The 15,064-nt window shown below is 55.8% G+C and carries 14 protein-coding genes; 5 read left to right on the top strand and 9 right to left on the bottom strand.

The annotated features are described in order from the left end of the window. Nucleotides 1-238: 238 nt before the first annotated feature. From M0P56_RS08395 to M0P56_RS08370, 6 genes are all read right to left on the bottom strand, one after another. Nucleotides 239-928 (bottom strand): hypothetical protein, encoded by a 690-nt coding sequence (locus M0P56_RS08395; RefSeq protein WP_291509597.1) that lies wholly within the window; start codon nt 926-928, stop codon nt 239-241. Nucleotides 929-1,025: 97 nt separating this feature from the next. Further along, a complete protein-coding gene (locus M0P56_RS08390) occupies nt 1,026-1,682 on the bottom strand; it encodes a hypothetical protein (RefSeq protein WP_291509596.1) in 657 nt (218 codons plus the stop codon). A 249-nt stretch (nt 1,683-1,931) separates the two neighbouring features. Next, complete coding sequence (locus M0P56_RS08385; protein ID WP_291509595.1) at nt 1,932-2,420, bottom strand: hypothetical protein; 489 nt, start codon at nt 2,418-2,420, stop codon at nt 1,932-1,934. A gap of 76 nt (nt 2,421-2,496) precedes the next feature. Beyond that, nucleotides 2,497-2,715: a hypothetical protein gene (locus M0P56_RS08380; protein ID WP_291509594.1), complete on the bottom strand. Its 219-nt coding sequence runs from the start codon at nt 2,713-2,715 to the stop codon at nt 2,497-2,499. Nucleotides 2,716-3,086: 371 nt separating this feature from the next. Next, nucleotides 3,087-4,193 (bottom strand): J domain-containing protein, encoded by a 1,107-nt coding sequence (locus M0P56_RS08375; RefSeq protein ID WP_291509593.1) that lies wholly within the window; start codon nt 4,191-4,193, stop codon nt 3,087-3,089. A gap of 280 nt (nt 4,194-4,473) precedes the next feature. Beyond that, nucleotides 4,474-4,677 carry a cold-shock protein gene (locus M0P56_RS08370; RefSeq protein WP_014027598.1) on the bottom strand — a complete coding sequence of 68 codons (204 nt, stop codon included), beginning with the start codon at nt 4,675-4,677 and terminating at the stop codon, nt 4,474-4,476. Between the two features lie 430 nt (nt 4,678-5,107). Between M0P56_RS08370 and M0P56_RS08365 the strand changes: the two genes are divergently transcribed. The 4 genes from M0P56_RS08365 (at nt 5,108) to M0P56_RS08350 (ending at nt 10,589) form a co-directional block, all read left to right on the top strand. Then, nucleotides 5,108-7,471: a phosphoketolase gene (locus M0P56_RS08365; protein ID WP_291509592.1), complete on the top strand. Its 2,364-nt coding sequence runs from the start codon at nt 5,108-5,110 to the stop codon at nt 7,469-7,471. 7 nt (nt 7,472-7,478) lie between these two features. Then, the gene (locus M0P56_RS08360) at nt 7,479-7,799 is read left to right on the top strand and encodes a hypothetical protein (RefSeq protein ID WP_291509591.1); all 321 of its coding nucleotides are present in this window, start codon (nt 7,479-7,481) and stop codon (nt 7,797-7,799) included. Beyond that, entirely contained in the window at nt 7,799-7,972 is a 174-nt protein-coding gene (locus tag M0P56_RS08355; protein WP_291509590.1) for a hypothetical protein, read from the top strand. Before M0P56_RS08360 ends, M0P56_RS08355 begins: the two co-directional genes overlap by 1 nt. Before the next feature lie 85 nt (nt 7,973-8,057). After that, a complete protein-coding gene (locus M0P56_RS08350; protein ID WP_291509589.1) occupies nt 8,058-10,589 on the top strand; it encodes a plasma-membrane proton-efflux P-type ATPase in 2,532 nt (843 codons plus the stop codon). A gap of 208 nt (nt 10,590-10,797) precedes the next feature. Here M0P56_RS08350 and iro read toward each other — a convergent pair whose 3' ends face one another. Then, nucleotides 10,798-11,073, bottom strand: a complete 276-nt coding sequence (gene iro / locus M0P56_RS08345) for an iron oxidase (RefSeq protein ID WP_291509864.1) — start codon at nt 11,071-11,073, stop codon at nt 10,798-10,800. A 365-nt stretch (nt 11,074-11,438) separates the two neighbouring features. Then, complete coding sequence (locus M0P56_RS08340) at nt 11,439-12,989, bottom strand: MFS transporter (RefSeq protein ID WP_291509588.1); 1,551 nt, start codon at nt 12,987-12,989, stop codon at nt 11,439-11,441. Nucleotides 12,990-13,129: 140 nt separating this feature from the next. On the opposite strand from M0P56_RS08340, the gene M0P56_RS08335 reads away from it, so the two are divergent. Beyond that, nucleotides 13,130-14,026 (top strand): LysR family transcriptional regulator, encoded by an 897-nt coding sequence (locus tag M0P56_RS08335; RefSeq protein WP_291509587.1) that lies wholly within the window; start codon nt 13,130-13,132, stop codon nt 14,024-14,026. 276 nt (nt 14,027-14,302) lie between these two features. Here M0P56_RS08335 and M0P56_RS08330 read toward each other — a convergent pair whose 3' ends face one another. Beyond that, on the bottom strand, nt 14,303-15,064 hold the full coding sequence (locus M0P56_RS08330) for a GNAT family N-acetyltransferase (RefSeq protein ID WP_291509586.1): 762 nt from the start codon (nt 15,062-15,064) through the stop codon (nt 14,303-14,305).

Genomic DNA, 15,064 nt, shown 5'->3' with positions numbered 1-15,064 from the left:
AGCGCGTGGCGGCAACCGTCTTTGGCTTCTTGCAACAGGCTTTGTCTACAGGCGACGGGGTGCCTAGTACCTTGCAGAGCGAACGGCAGTAACAGACTGTTTGCGGACGTTCATTGGCGGCGATAAAATGACATCATCCGACCCATAGTTGCCAGTCGGGTCATCACAAGTTCAGCGACGGGTATGCGGCGCAAAGCAGCCGCTTTTCTACTCGCAAACGATTGGGCTTAGCCCATTGCTAGTGTGCTGACTCAACGACCAAATCCTCAGGTGATATTGATTCTGTAACCTTTCCGTCTTGGTCAATGCGGAACGCCTCTGGCTCTACTTTCATGTGGAAAGAAGACACCAGTATCTTTCCCCAAGGGTGTTCAATGCACGTTTTGACTTTGTGAGGATCAAGGGCACATTTAACCAAAAGTGGTTCCCCAATACCCGCCAATTTTTTCCCGACTGGAGTATCCATTGCAATGCCCATGTGGATCTGTTCCCCTCCGTACATGCCTACTAGGTATGCGGAGCCCGAGCTTCCGTATGCGCTTAGCGTGAAGTTAAACCAAAGCATTGAATCTCTGATATTAGCTTGCTTCTCTTGGTGCGAAGACCACAATCTTTGAAGCTGTCCCAATTCATCTGCTCCAAATTCTTCACCAAAACGTTGGACAAACTCATCGCGTATCTCAGCACCTGTACGAACGAGTAAGCCCTTACGTTCAATATCGGTGCGAATGGCTCGTGTGTAGTGAATACCTAGAACTCGCCTATCCATGCAATAGCTATCAAGTTCAATGACGATATTTCGAACCTTTGGGTGTTGCACCAGATTCTCGGAAAACTCCTCATTACGGCAAAGCGATTCAATAGATTGAAGACGCGCCCTGAGAGCTTCAGGTAACAATTCTGGTCGTTGCAGATCAATGGCATTCATTGAGAACACTAACCTCCGAATTCACTAGCCTGCGCGGCTTTTCACCCAAGTCTGGTGGAATGATGGGTTGGGCGCCTACTTTAAGTCATGTTTGGGGTCAAAGACTAGTCAACAGCGGAAACTCAGACGGATCAAGTACGACATTGCCACGCTTTAGATACTCAAAAAATCTGTTCATGATGATCCAAGCACGGCGAGTTATTTCTGTCGTGACTGTTCCGGGGATGTGTCCAGGCTTTCCGTGCCGAGGGTTCGCGGAATAATCGGTAATGTATTTTAAGTAGGCCTCATCAATTTGAAGAGCCTGCCGAAGCTGTAGCCACGCCTGTTTGTCAGTCATTCCTGGTGAAGCAACGAGATGCTTTAAACGGTCCATAGCGCGAGCACAGTCAACGGGCGCGACATTAGGCAAGGATATCGCCGCGATTAGATCGCGCAATGCCATGAATAGCGGGACGCTTTGAATAACTTTTATACATAATTCATCAAGACCTTGATCCAGTGAAAACGCAGTGCACAGCTGAGCAAGACTATCGTCTTTTGGGACTATCTGAGAGGCGATGCCATTTGAGTCTATGAAACTTTCCAAGACGACTGTTAGCCCCCAACCCATCTTGAATGCAACCAAATCAACTTGAGCTCGACATATATCCAGCGCACGCCTATAGAACTCAGGGAGATACTCAGACCGATATTCTTTTACTTGACATTCGACATCAATGTTCGAGTTCTCAATTCGGCATGTGAATTCCATGTCAAGACCGATCTCTGGGGCCCCCCACTTGATGTTTGGAGCGAATGAAACACTTACCTGTGCGCTTGGAGGGAGGACTCTCCCGAGAAAGTGGATCGATTGCATTCGGTATCCTTCGGACGCTATTCAGACGCCCACAGTAAATATAGGACTATTTGCAATTTGAGGTAGGATAGCAGAGATTTCGAAGTTCAATCCGGTTCAGTGCCATGGTTGGAATCAGCCTCCCGGGTACAACTTCGATTTTCATCACGTGATAGCAGGGTAATACTCAATCACTGAAATCGCAGTTCCCGCGAATGGATCGACGGTGAATTGCTCCTCACCCAAATAATTACTGTGCGCGTTCGGCCCGCTTATGATTGCCACAGGAGCGAAATGCGCCTTCAATAACACACCACCTGTATCTAGTGCATTTAACCCACTTCCGAACATCCTCGCGATATTGGCTTTTGAAGTCCAGGCTAAACCGATAATCTTGCTCTCCCATCTGGTTCTGTTCTCGCCTCGGAATAGCTCGATTGATCCCCCTTCATAGGGTGGGAGGAGACGACGAAGAAGCCGTATTAGCAACTGGTCATCTCCGATCTGTTCACGTATACGGTGCCCTGCCTCTATCCAGTATGTTCCGAACTGAGCAATCGCCGATGGTGTCAGTTCCGGCTCATTAAGCAGGGAATTAGCGTACGCACCCCAGCGGCCTTGCTCTTTGATCGTACGAAAATGTTCTAGCGTCACGTTCTTGGCAATCTAACGTAAAGTTGAGGGCTGTGAGATTTTGCGCAGGCGCTCTCGAACGACAGGTTGGACATTTTTATTGTTGCGATGTAACCCATTTTTCTACAAGAGCAGTCATCTTTGCTCTTGCCTCGGAATCTGTTTGCCCCCATTCCTCACCAAACTCATGCGAAACTCTCTTTCTTTCACCACCTAGCATCACAAATAAAGCATGGACTTTGGCGGCATATTTAAGACCACCGGGTAAGGGCGGAATTATTTCTTTAGTTATCAGATGCAGGTCATTGAGTTCCATATTTCACCTATTGCTATGCGGCCGACACGCCTAACAGTAAATATAAAGACCGTTGGGTCTGGACATTCTTTAATATAGTGACGTACCTGAACTGATTGCAACTATTTTATTCTGTGTCACTATCATGCCCGCCGTCACTATATGAATGTATTAAAAACAGAAACACGGCGCTAGCGCCGGCACGGAATTAGCTTAACGACAGGTTTTCGCGCTAATCCGGTCTTTGAACAACCTGATATGGAAAGTGTGTGGACGGCAGCTTTTGGCCGATATTACCTGTTCCGAACCTCGATGGGAATGACCGCAAACGCTGCATATCGTCCATTCACTCATTTATACGGTCGATATTTTTAGCAGATGTTCGCATCGCTTCAGTAAAAATCATCGTAAATGTAGTCTTCCGAGGCCAATTCGCGTCGTGCAGTCTTTATCCAGCGTTTGAGGTAGGCGGGTTGCGAAAGTTGTTTCATCTCCTGTCGTAATCCGCTAATGGCCTGTCGGGTTGCCTGAATGGTTTCCTGAAGATCCCGCGCCAGGACATGCGGTGACTGCATCCCAAAAGGGGACATCCCGATATTGTTGGCCAGGTGCTGTTGGAGTTCCTGGATTTTACGTTTTAATTTGGCCAGTTGTTCTTTGAGGGCCTGGTTGTACTTTTTCAAATGCGCATCGCCCAACTTATGAATGGCTTGCGCGTCCATCAGGCCCAACTCGTGCTGGAGGGCCAGCAGTTGCAAGAGATCATTTTCCCCATAGGCCTGATTGATCCGTTGCATCAGTGCCGTTTTGTGGGCACGTATGACCGGATCCGCCTCCCGGTCGGGATGCACCGCACTGACCAGACGTCGATAGATGCCCTGCAGGGACTGGTGAATCTGCCCCGCCTGTTCTGCGGGATGCGCTTCTTGCGCCTTTTGCCGGGCCGTTTTGGGTCGGCCGCGTTGGCTTGCTCGCTGTGACTGCGTTTGGCGCGTTTCCTCTTCCGCCCATGCCTTTGGGTTTTCTGAAGACCCTTCTCCTGTACCCGCAGCTTCAGAGTTTAGGTTGAAAAAATCCTCCATGGACGCTTTCATCTCGGCGAAGATGGCCTGCTCCTCTGCGTCAGGACCGCCGTGCCGATCATATATTTCTTGCAGCTGAGGATCGGCGGATTCCGCCATGAGGTTCTCGGCCAAACGGGCAATCACTTGGGATAGGGTCTCGCCATCCGCTTTCCCCAGTTTCTGGGTCAGGCTGATGGTGTCCAGCTGCGCCAGCAACTGAATGCGCAGTTGCAGATGTTGGTTACGCAAAGGCAGAAGGTCCTTGAGCACACGCTTTCGCGTTGCCGCCATAGCGGTTTCCCAATCGCTCATCTGCTGGCGGACTTTGGCAATCTGCTGGCTGAGACGGTTAAATGTCTTTTGTTCCGGCGACAAAGGGCTGTCGGTCCGTGCCGGTGGCGTCGTTACCAGCGCAGGAAATCGTAATTGGGGCATGTCGATGTCCAGAAATAGTGAACATGAAAAGGTGTGCCGTGAAGCACAAGATAGTTTACGCCGTCGCTCTTTCAGGCCGCAAACGCATTTATGGGCACGCGGTGTTCCGCTGCCAAAACGCGCATTCACCCGATCGGTAATACCCTTGCCGTTCGGCTAACGCTTCCTCTTGCCGGGCGAGTAGAGGACTTCGTCCTCCCAAGTGGGTGCGCCCCGCTGTGCGCACCACAAAAAAACGCCGCAAAAGAGCGGCGTCCTGTGGCAACCATCCGGTAAAGGATTATGCCTCGCGCACGTCCTCAGCCTGCATGCCTTTCGGGCCGCGAACGCTGTTAAACGTTACACGTGCGCCTTCTGCCAAGGTCTTAAAGCCGCTGCCTTGAATAGCAGAATGATGCACAAACACATCCTCCTTGCCATCCTCGGGTGTGATAAAACCAAATCCTTTGCTGTCGTTGAACCATTTTACTGTGCCAGTTGCCATGTTTAGGAACTTCCTACTTGCGTTAAATTCGGACCACTTGTCCGCAGATCACCATAATGATATTTATGGAAGCATGCAAGGATTTTTTTAAGGATTTTTTTGTGGTTCTAAAAATCCTGGTGTTCATGGTCGTGGCGGCAACCCAGACTGAGGTGTCCTGACAATAAGTGGACAGTCCTGTTTCAAGCGACTAACCGTATCGACCCCGGCGCATTTCCACCCGCCCTTCGAACCCGCACCAGAGCGCTGATGCGACTTTTTCCGTCTATGCTGACAGTAGTGTCCCAACGTTAATCGAGCAAGATCAACTGATCGGACATTTTCGGTTGATCTGATGAAAGTGGAAATTTGGCAAGCGGCCGATCCATTTGGATTTTCTAGAACGTGGTGAAACTGGGATATCAAAATGCCAGATAAGGAAACATCAACCATGACAACAAACGTCCTCACACCGGAACGGCTCCACAAGATGGATGCCTACTGGCGTGCCGCCAACTATCTGTCGGTCGGCCAGATTTATCTCTATGACAATCCGTTGCTGAAACGTCGGCTAACGCTGGCGGACGTGAAGCATATGCTGCTGGGGCACTGGGGCACGACGCCGGGGCAGAATTTCATCTACGTGCACCTGAACCGGATCATCAAGAAATACGACCTCGACATGATTTACGTCTCCGGCCCCGGGCACGGCGGGCCGGCCGTGGTGAGCAACACCTACCTCGAGGGCACCTATAGCGAGATCTATCCCAATATCGGCCAGGATGAGGCCGGGCTGCAGAAGCTCTTCAAACAGTTCTCGTTTCCCGGTGGCATTCCCAGCCACGCCTCGCCGGAATGCCCGGGCTCGATCCACGAGGGCGGTGAGCTGGGCTACTCGCTCAGCCATTCGTTCGGGGCGGTGTTTGACAATCCCGAGTTGATCGTGGCGTGTGTCGTCGGCGATGGCGAGGCGGAAACCGGCCCCCTGGCCACCGCTTGGCATTCCAACAAGTTTCTCGATCCGGTCGCCGATGGCGCGGTGCTGCCGATCCTGCATCTCAATGGCTACAAGATCGCCAATCCGACGGTTTTCGCCCGCATCGAGCCGGAGGAACTGGATCAGTTCTTCCGCGGCTGCGGCTGGACGCCTTTTTACGTCGAAGGCGATGATCCGGCGCTGATGCACGAGACCATGGCCGCGGTCCTCGATACAGCGGTGGAGCAGATCAAGGAGATTCAGCACAATGCCCGCGTCAACGGTAATACCATGCGTCCGCGCTGGCCGATGATCGTGCTCAAGTCGCCCAAAGGCTGGACCGGTCCCGGATGGGTGGATGGCCAGCAAATCGAAGGTACCTTCCGCGCGCATCAAGTGCCCATCGCGGTGGATGCGGACCATCCCGAACACCTCAAGCTGCTGGAAGACTGGCTGAAGAGCTACCGGCCGGAGGAACTGTTCGACGAGTCGGGCCGCCTCAAACCGGAACTGGCCGAACTTGCGCCCAGAGGCGAGCGACGCATGGGCGCCAATCCCCACGCCAACGGCGGCATGCTGCTGCGCGACCTGATCATGCCGGACTTCCGGGACTACGCGGTGAATGTGCCGTCACCGGGGGCCGTGACGGCGGCCGACACGCACCAGCTCGGTGTCTTCCTGCGCGATGTCGCCAAGCTCAATTGGGCGCAACGCAATTTCAGAATCTTTGGCCCTGACGAAACGCTATCCAACCGCTTGAACACCGTGTTTGAGGTCACCAACCGGCAGTGGGACGCACGCACACAGGCCAACGATGAATTCCTCGCCCGCGATGGACGGGTCATGGAGATGTTGAGCGAGCATCAGTGCGAAGGCTGGCTCGAAGGTTATCTGCTCACCGGCCGGCATGGGTTGTTCAATAGCTACGAGTCGTTCATTCATATCATCGACTCGATGTTCAATCAGCACGCCAAGTGGCTGAAGGTCACGGCGGATCTGCCCTGGCGGCGGAAAATCGCGTCGCTGAATTATCTGCTGGCCTCGCATGTCTGGCAGCAGATGCATAACGGCTTTACCCATCAGGACCCTGGTTTCATCGACCACGTGGTGAACAAGAAGGCCGATGTCGTGCGCGTTTATCTGCCGCCGGATGCCAACTGCCTGCTCTCGGTCTGGGACCACTGCCTGCGCAGTCGCCACTACGTCAACGTGGTGATCGCCGGCAAATATCAAGCGCCGCAATGGCTGTCGATGGAGGCCGCCGTCAAGCATTGCACCGAGGGTATCGGCATCTGGCAGTGGGCCAGCAACGACCAGGCCGTGGCGCCCGACGTGGTCATGGCCTGCTGTGGCGACGTGCCCACGCTGGAGACGCTCGCCGCCGTCTCCATCCTGCGCGAGCATCTGCCTGACCTGAAAATCCGCGTGGTGAACGTCGTCGACCTGATGAAGCTGCAGCCGCAAATCGAGCATCCCCATGGCTTGAGCGACATGGACTTCGACGCGCTTTTCACCAAGAACAGGCCGGTGATCTTTGCCTTCCATGGCTACCCGTGGTTGATCCACCGGCTCACCTACCGCCGCACCAACCACGGCAACTTTCACGTCCGCGGCTACAAGGAAGAGGGCACCATCACCACGCCCTTCGATATGACGGTGCTGAACGACCTGGATCGCTTCCACCTCGTGATGGACACCATCGACCGCCTGCCGCAGACCGGTGACCAGGGTATCTACCTGAAGCAGCAGTTCAAGGACAAGCTGATCGAGCACAAGCAGTACATCAACAAGCACGGCCAGGACATGCCGGAAATCCGCGATTGGAAATGGAAAGGATGATACCGCGATGGCGCTGCGACTGATCGAGATGGTGTTGCAGGAGAAGGATGGCGCGGAACTCCGTGACCTTCTCAAGGAGCATCAGGTGCTCGAACACCAGCAACTCCGCTTGCCTGACGGAGAAGTGCTGGTGCGGATCTTGTTGGATGCGGAACGGAACGGAACGAAGCGGTGCTGGATTTGCTGGAGAATCGGTATACCGGCGAGGCGGGCAACCGGGTTGTGGTTCTGCCCGTCGAAGCGACACTGCCGCGTGCCGACAGTGGCCTTGGCATCGGGCGCGCTGGCGTTCACCACAGGTGTGTCGACGACCTTGATTGAGGGGTGATGGTGGCGCTGGCAATGGGTGCGTCGTCGCTGTTTCTGATGAACCTGATCTGCGTTAACCTGGCTGGGGTGACGACGTTTCTGGTGCAGGGCATTCGCCCGGCCACCTGGTGGGAAAAAGATCGCGCCGTAAAATCCACGCGCATCGCCATCGTGCTGTGGCAAAAGGGCTAAATGAACTTCTTTTCCGGGGTATGACAACAAATTTCCTGCAACTCACGAAATCTTGGGGCCCGCAAAGACAGAAGGAATACCCCTCATGAAACCAGATACCGACCAGTCCAAGGCGCCCGAAGCGAAGTCAGTTCCGAAGCCTAAATCGAAGTCCGATGCGAAGGACGATCTGAAATCCCTGCCGCTGGCGGAGGTGGAGAAGAAATTGGCGTCGTCGCCGGACGGGCTCACCCAAGCCGAGGCGGAAAAGCGGCTGACCCAATACGGACCGAACGAGATCGAAGAAAAGAGGGCCAATGCCTTCCTCAAATTCCTCACCTATTTTTGGGGCCCGATCCCGTGGATGATCGAAGCAGCCGTGATTCTTTCGGCCGTAGCCCGGCATTGGCCGGACTTTTTCATCATCCTGGTTCTGCTCTTGGCCAACGCCGTGGTCGGATTCTGGGAGGAACACGCAGCGGGCAATGCCATCGAGGCCCTCAAGGCCAAGCTGGCAGTCAAGGCCCGGGTGATACGTGACGGGAAGTGGGTCAACCCGGCGGCGCGCGAGCTGGTGCCGGGCGATGTCATTCGCATGCGCCTGGGCGACATCGTGCCGGCGGATGTGCGGCTGCTCGACGGCGACCCCATGTCGGTCGACCAGTCCGCGCTGACCGGAGAGTCCTTGCCCGCGTCGCGCAAGCTGGGCGACGCGGTGTTTTCCGGTTCCATCATCCGCCGCGGTGAGAGTAGCGCGCTGGTCTATGCCACGGGCGCGAACACCTACTTCGGCAAGACCGCAGAACTGGTGCAAGACGCCCACACCGTCAGTCATTTTCAAAAGGCGGTGTTAAAAATCGGCAACTACCTGATCATTCTCGCGGTGGTGCTGGTGGCTGTGATTATTGGTGTCGCGATTTTCCGCGGCGATCCGATCCTCACCACCTTGCAATTCGCCCTGGTCCTGACCGTGGCCGCGATTCCGGTGGCGATGCCCACGGTATTGTCGGTCACGATGGCGGTCGGCGCGCGTCAGCTCGCCAAGAAGCAGGCGATCGTCAGCCGGTTGGTGGCCATTGAGGAACTGGCTGGCGTGGACATATTGTGCGCGGACAAGACCGGCACCCTGACCCAGAACCAGCTGACGCTGGGCGATCCGTTCTGCGTGAACGGTATCCCTACCGAGCAAGTCATCCTCGACGCCGCGCTGGCGTCGCGCGCGGACGACAAGGACACCATCGATCTGGCCGTGCTGGGCGGACTGAAAGACGACAAGGCCCTGAAGGGCTACCAGGTAACACATTTCCAGGCGTTCGACCCGGTGCACAAGCGCACCGAAGCGACCATCAAGGGCGCGGATGGAAAACCATTCAAGGTGACCAAGGGCGCTCCGCAGGTGATCCTGGCGCTGGCGGCCAATGCCGGTGAAGTCAAGTCCGCAGTCGACAAAGCGGTCAACGACTTCGCGGCGAGCGGTTTTCGTTCGCTGGGCGTGGCGCGGTCCGAGGGAGATGGCCCATGGCAGTTTGTCGGCGTGCTGCCCTTGTTCGATCCGCCGCGGGAAGATGCCAAGGCAACCATTGCCACCGCGCTGGCGATGGGCGTGCAGGTCAAGATGGTGACGGGGGACGCACTGGCTATCGCCAAGGAAACCGCCAAGAAGCTGGACATGGGCGCCAATATCCTCGATGCCTCCAGCCTCGGCGACTCCAAAAAGGAAGAAACCGCAGAGGTGGCCGAGTCCATCGAAAAGGCCGATGGTTTCGCCCAGGTGTTTCCCGAACACAAGTTCCACATCGTGGATGTCCTGCAAAAACGCGGCCATATCGTCGGCATGACCGGCGACGGGGTGAATGATGCCCCCGCGCTGAAGAAAGCCGACTGCGGCATCGCCGTATCGGACGCGACCGACGCGGCGCGCGCGGCAGCGGCCATCGTGCTGATGACGCCGGGCCTGTCGGTGATCATCGATGCGATCAAGGAAAGCCGGAAGATTTTCCAGAGGATGAACAGCTACGCGATCTACCGCATTGCCGAAACGCTGCGCGTGCTGCTGTTCATGACGCTCTCGATCCTGATCTTCAATTTCTATCCGGTGACGGCGGTAATGATCGTGATGCTCGCCTTGCTCAACGACGGCGCCATCCTGTCCATCGCCTATGACAACGTGCATTACAGGGACCAGCCCGAGGCCTGGAACATGCGCATGGTGCTGGGGATTGCCACAGTGCTGGGCCTTGTCGGCCCCATCGCCGCGTTTGGCCTGTTTTTCCTTGGCGATCGGGTCTATCACCTCAACCATGCGCATCTCCAGACAATGATGTATCTGATGCTGTCGGTAGCCGGGCATCTGACGATTTTCCAGACGCGCACGCGCGGCCCCTTCTGGTCGATACGCCCGGCGCGGATTTTGTGGGGGGCCGTGCTCGGCACGCAAATCGTGGCGACGCTGATAGCGGTTTATGGGCTGTTCATGACGCCCCTAGGCTGGGGTTGGGCGGCGTTCGTCTGGGGTTATGCGCTGGCGTGGTTCCTCGTGACCGACCCTGTGAAGCTGCTCGCCTATCGGATTCTTGATCCAGTCAAAGCGGGAACCAAGCCTGGTTCCAAAAACTCATTAATTGGGTGTAAGCCATAATCGCCGATCTTCCCGGCGTGGGCGCAGAGTCAGCATTGGCTGGCTCTCGCCAAACCAATGTTTTCCGGCACCGCCGACAACTGGACCAACGCCGCTCAAAATTGAGCAGACCGTATACGGAAAATCGTGTCGGACGGGCGTTGTGGCCAGAAACCGTGCCGTCGAGGTTTGCCGGCAGAATTTTCGGCGGTTTGCGCTTGTATCATCACTACGCTGGTTTCGGTATAAATGCCATACACCAACCGGCTGGCGCGATGGAGCCAGCCACGACTGTGCAGCAGTGTGGCGCAATAAAATATGCGCACACGGAACATTGATCCTTGCCCTTGGGATGTGGCTGATACTGCAACGTAGCTTTCGGTGTCATTCCCGGACATTTCTCTGCCGCATGGGCTACGCCAATAGGATTCATGCCTGTAATGGATCCTGCCACCACAGCGCCGGCCGTAATCGCAATACCCTTCAACAGATCACGCCGACGCATACCTTCAGGCTTCAATTTATTGCTTCCATTCTGTTCGTCACACATCGGGGTTACTCCGCCATCATCGGTGTTACAATTGCGCATCTTTAGATCAATTCCCGCCGCTGCCAATTGTTTGGCCTGCCGTGTCGTCGCCTCTCCTACTGCTATGCCATGATGAAAAAATCATAGTGCAATTCAGCGTGTCAAGTCATCCACTACATGATTGGTTCCTGAATATCTGTTGAGCGTGTGCTTGGGAAATCCAATATCCGCATTCAGTCTGAAAATGGCCGTTCAGCAGCGGAGACTCAAGGATCATTATCTGATCCAGAGCAATTGTCTGTATGACGGCACATTGGATACTCATTCTACCTGTGCCATTGTCACGAGGAGATGTGGTAGCCGTCAGTATGTTGACGATCTTGGTCTCCCAGCAACCAGCCTACCACCATGGCTGAGAAAACGGTGATAAGAATCAGGAAGTAGATGAGCCACTGAAAGGCCGCGCCATATACGGTAACCAGAGCGTTGGTGTTGACAGTATCGAGGACATGACTTTCTACGGCAGCCATGTCGCCCATGGCGAGATGCTGTGCTGTTGCGACACGCCACGTTGAGATGTTCTCTGGCAGATGGAATTGAATGAACAAGGTCAGCAGCGCGCTCACGATGGCGATGGCCATGCCTTCGCCCGCCACTCGGGTGGTGCTGAAGATGCCGGTGGCCATGCCAGCGCGCTCCTTGGGCACTACGCTTACCGCCAGGCCATCCATGAGTCCCCACGGAAGCCCCGTTCCGACGCCGATGACCAACAACGGCCCCAAGAGGGATGCCTGACGATTTGACGGATCAATGCAGCTAAGCCAGAACAATCCGAGCGCGGCGATCAACAGCCCGGCGGCAGATATCTTGCCTGCCGAAGCCCATCGGGTCAGGACGGCGGCGATACTGGGCATCACCAGCATCGGAATCGACAGCGCGATCATGGTCAACCCCGCGCTGACTTCGTTTCGACCCTCAATGCCGATAAGTCGCAAGGGCAACAAAACCAGGAGGACCACATAGCAATAGCTGGTCGCCACCGGTAGCATCTGCACGCCAACGAAACGCGGATACCGAAACAGCGACAGGTCTAGCATGGGTCGGTGTGTTCGCCTTTCGACGCGGAGAAAGACGGCGAACGCCAACAAGGATCCGCCGATCAGTCCCCATGCTTGAAAGCTTGACCAGCCACTAGTGGGCAATTGCAACACCCCCCAGGTGAACAGACCGAGCGTGCCGGTGAAGCTTACTGCGCCTAGCCAATCAAAACGCATCGCGTCAGGATCACGTGATTCCCGCATCCTGGGCACGCCCAGTAACAGAGCAAATGTCCCAACAAAGGCGCTGGAAAGAAACATCGAACGCCATCCCTCGTGCTCGATGAGCAGTCCCGCCAGCACTGGGCCAAACGCCAGTCCTGCGCCGAAGCTGGTGCCCAGCAGGCTGAATGCCCGGGTGCGCGCGATGCCGTCGAACTCTTGAGCGAGCGCTGCCGACCCGCCCGCCAGTGCCGTTGCAGCAGCGATTCCTTGAACGGCGCGCAGTACATCGAGCCAAGCGATGTTCGGCGCCCATGCGATGATTACGGACGCAATCGAAAAGGCCAATACCCCGCTCGCGAAGAGCCGCTTGCGGCCGAACGCATCTGCTAACGCGCCCGCAGGCATCAAGAGACTTCCAAAGCTCAGCATGAAGGCATTGGTGATCCAGTTCAACGCCAGCGAGCTGCCACCAAGATCCCGGCTGATCGTCGGTGTTGCAACGACACCGCCAGTAAAGCTGAGAGGCAGGATCAGCGCGGCCAAACATACGGCCGCGAGCACCCAAGCCTGGCCTCGGCTGGACGCGGTATGGGAAGGTGGCGGCAAGGAGGCTTTTAAAGTGGTTTCCATAGGTAGTCTCTCCTATGCGGCGCGTGGGCTGCACCTGCCGCAGTAACGATCAGATAAGTGAATGATATAAAGTCGTTAATGTATGAGAAATCGGCTATAATTCCTTTTACAATTGATAAAATATCCTCAATAGGTTGGCGATGGACAGCTTGAGCGGGATCATGGCGTTTGTCCGCTCTGCGGAAATGAATAGCTTTGTCGCCGCCAGTGAGCGGCTTGGCGTCTCTGCGTCGGCGATCAGCAAGAGCGTGGCGCGGCTTGAGGATGAACTCGGTGTCCGCTTGTTCAATCGCAGTACGCGTCGACTCAGACTGACCGAAGAGGGGGCACTTTTTTTCGAGCGCTGCCGACGAATCGTCGAGGAGATTGAGGAGGCGGAATATGAGCTTTCCCGATTGGTCGGTATGCCCCGCGGGAAGCTGAGGGTCAGCGTTCCGGCGATCGGCTACCGCATGCTGATGCCCGTCCTCCGCGAGTTCGTGACTCGGTATCCCAACATCGAGCTCGATCTTGACTTCAACGACAGATTGATCGATATGATCGCCGAAGGCGTAGACGCCGCCATCCGCAGTGGAGACATGGGCAACTCCCAGCTCAAGGCTCGCTGCTTGGGAACATTCCACTTCGTTTTGGTGGGAGCGCCCCACTACTTTGCCAGTTGCGGCGTGCCGCGAGTTCCAACTGATCTAGCGAACCACGCATGCCTGCGATACAAGTTCCCTACGACGGGGCAGTTGCAGGAGTGGAAGTTCGATGCCGAGCGGACTGGAGCAGCCCGCATTCCCGTCCCGGGCACCCACACATTCAACAGTGTGGAAGCACTGATCTCCGCCTCCATGGCTGGTCTGGGAATCGCCTACCTGCCCAACTTCGCGGTGCGTGAGGCCATTGGCACCGGCACATTGGTGTTCGTCCTCGACGAATTCGTCGCGGAGAGCGGCAAGTTCTCGATTCTGTGGCCCGGCAATCGGTACATGCTGCCCAAGCTGAGGGTATTCGTGGACTTTCTTGTCGAGAAGCGGGTGCTGGGAGAATGAAACTCGTGGTAGGCTAACCCGCCGGGAGTCCTCGGTGACGGTCGATGGACCACGACGCCCCACCGCTATGTAGTAATGGCTGTATGCTCTATGGCTTCGATGTGACTATCGCCACGCCTGCAGTCATTTTTCATTCTACGGTTAAGAACGTTTCAGATCGACCCCATACAATACAGTCATTTTGGCGTTCTGAGGCGCTATTTTTCCACAGAATCTGCTCAGTGTGTCGCTGTGGCCAGAATGTCAGGCAGTGTGTGATGAGCAGCGCCGGCACAATCACTGTCGGGATGAAGAACGCGGCGCCCAGCATGTCGGGACCTGCCCGTTGAGGACTTTGTGTACACAGGTAAGGCGGACGGGTTGGGGTATCTCGGGGGCGTAGATAGTGGTGTCCACCGCATCATAAACGCGAAGCCCAAAGCGCCGGTAGACCAGTTCGGGCCGCCTCCCTGGGTAGGAAAAGAACTCGCCGAAATAATGGGTGATACCGGCTGCCTGCAAGGCTGTTTCAAAGGCACGCCAGAGGGCTAGGCCAACACCTTGGCCCCGGTAGGAAGTTACCACGTTAAAGTGCATGTGAGCGGCCCCCGAAGGGTGTCTGGGGCATTCCCGGAAGCTTCTGGTCAGGAGCCAATGTACATAAATTCGGCTGCGATGATGGTCGTAAGTGCCCTTCAGGCTGCGGGACCACATCCTTAGGGCGGTAAGGGAGCCTTCATAGACGAGCAGCCAGGGAAAGACGCGGCGCACTGAACCAAGCAGGTAACCTACTAAGTGACCGTCCGCCTCGGCGACGAAGGTCCATTCCGGCTCGTAATCAAGATAGGGGGTGGTGTGGAGGTCGGCAAAGAGCTCGCGATCGCAAAATATCCGGTCGATGGGCTTGCCGAGAAAGCCTGTATCGCAGCATAAGCGGCGGATATCCTGTCGATCCGATAATTGGTACTGGCGGATTCGAAATGCCTTTGACGCAGAAGGGCGAGACGAAATGTTAGCGAAATCGTCCTGGCGTTGGATGAAAAATTCTGAAACGGCCAT

Origin of the sequence: Acidithiobacillus sp. (genome assembly GCF_023229925.1) — a bacterium.
Taxonomy (GTDB): domain Bacteria; phylum Pseudomonadota; class Gammaproteobacteria; order Acidithiobacillales; family Acidithiobacillaceae; genus Acidithiobacillus.
This window is presented reverse-complemented; position numbering and strand designations above follow the sequence as displayed.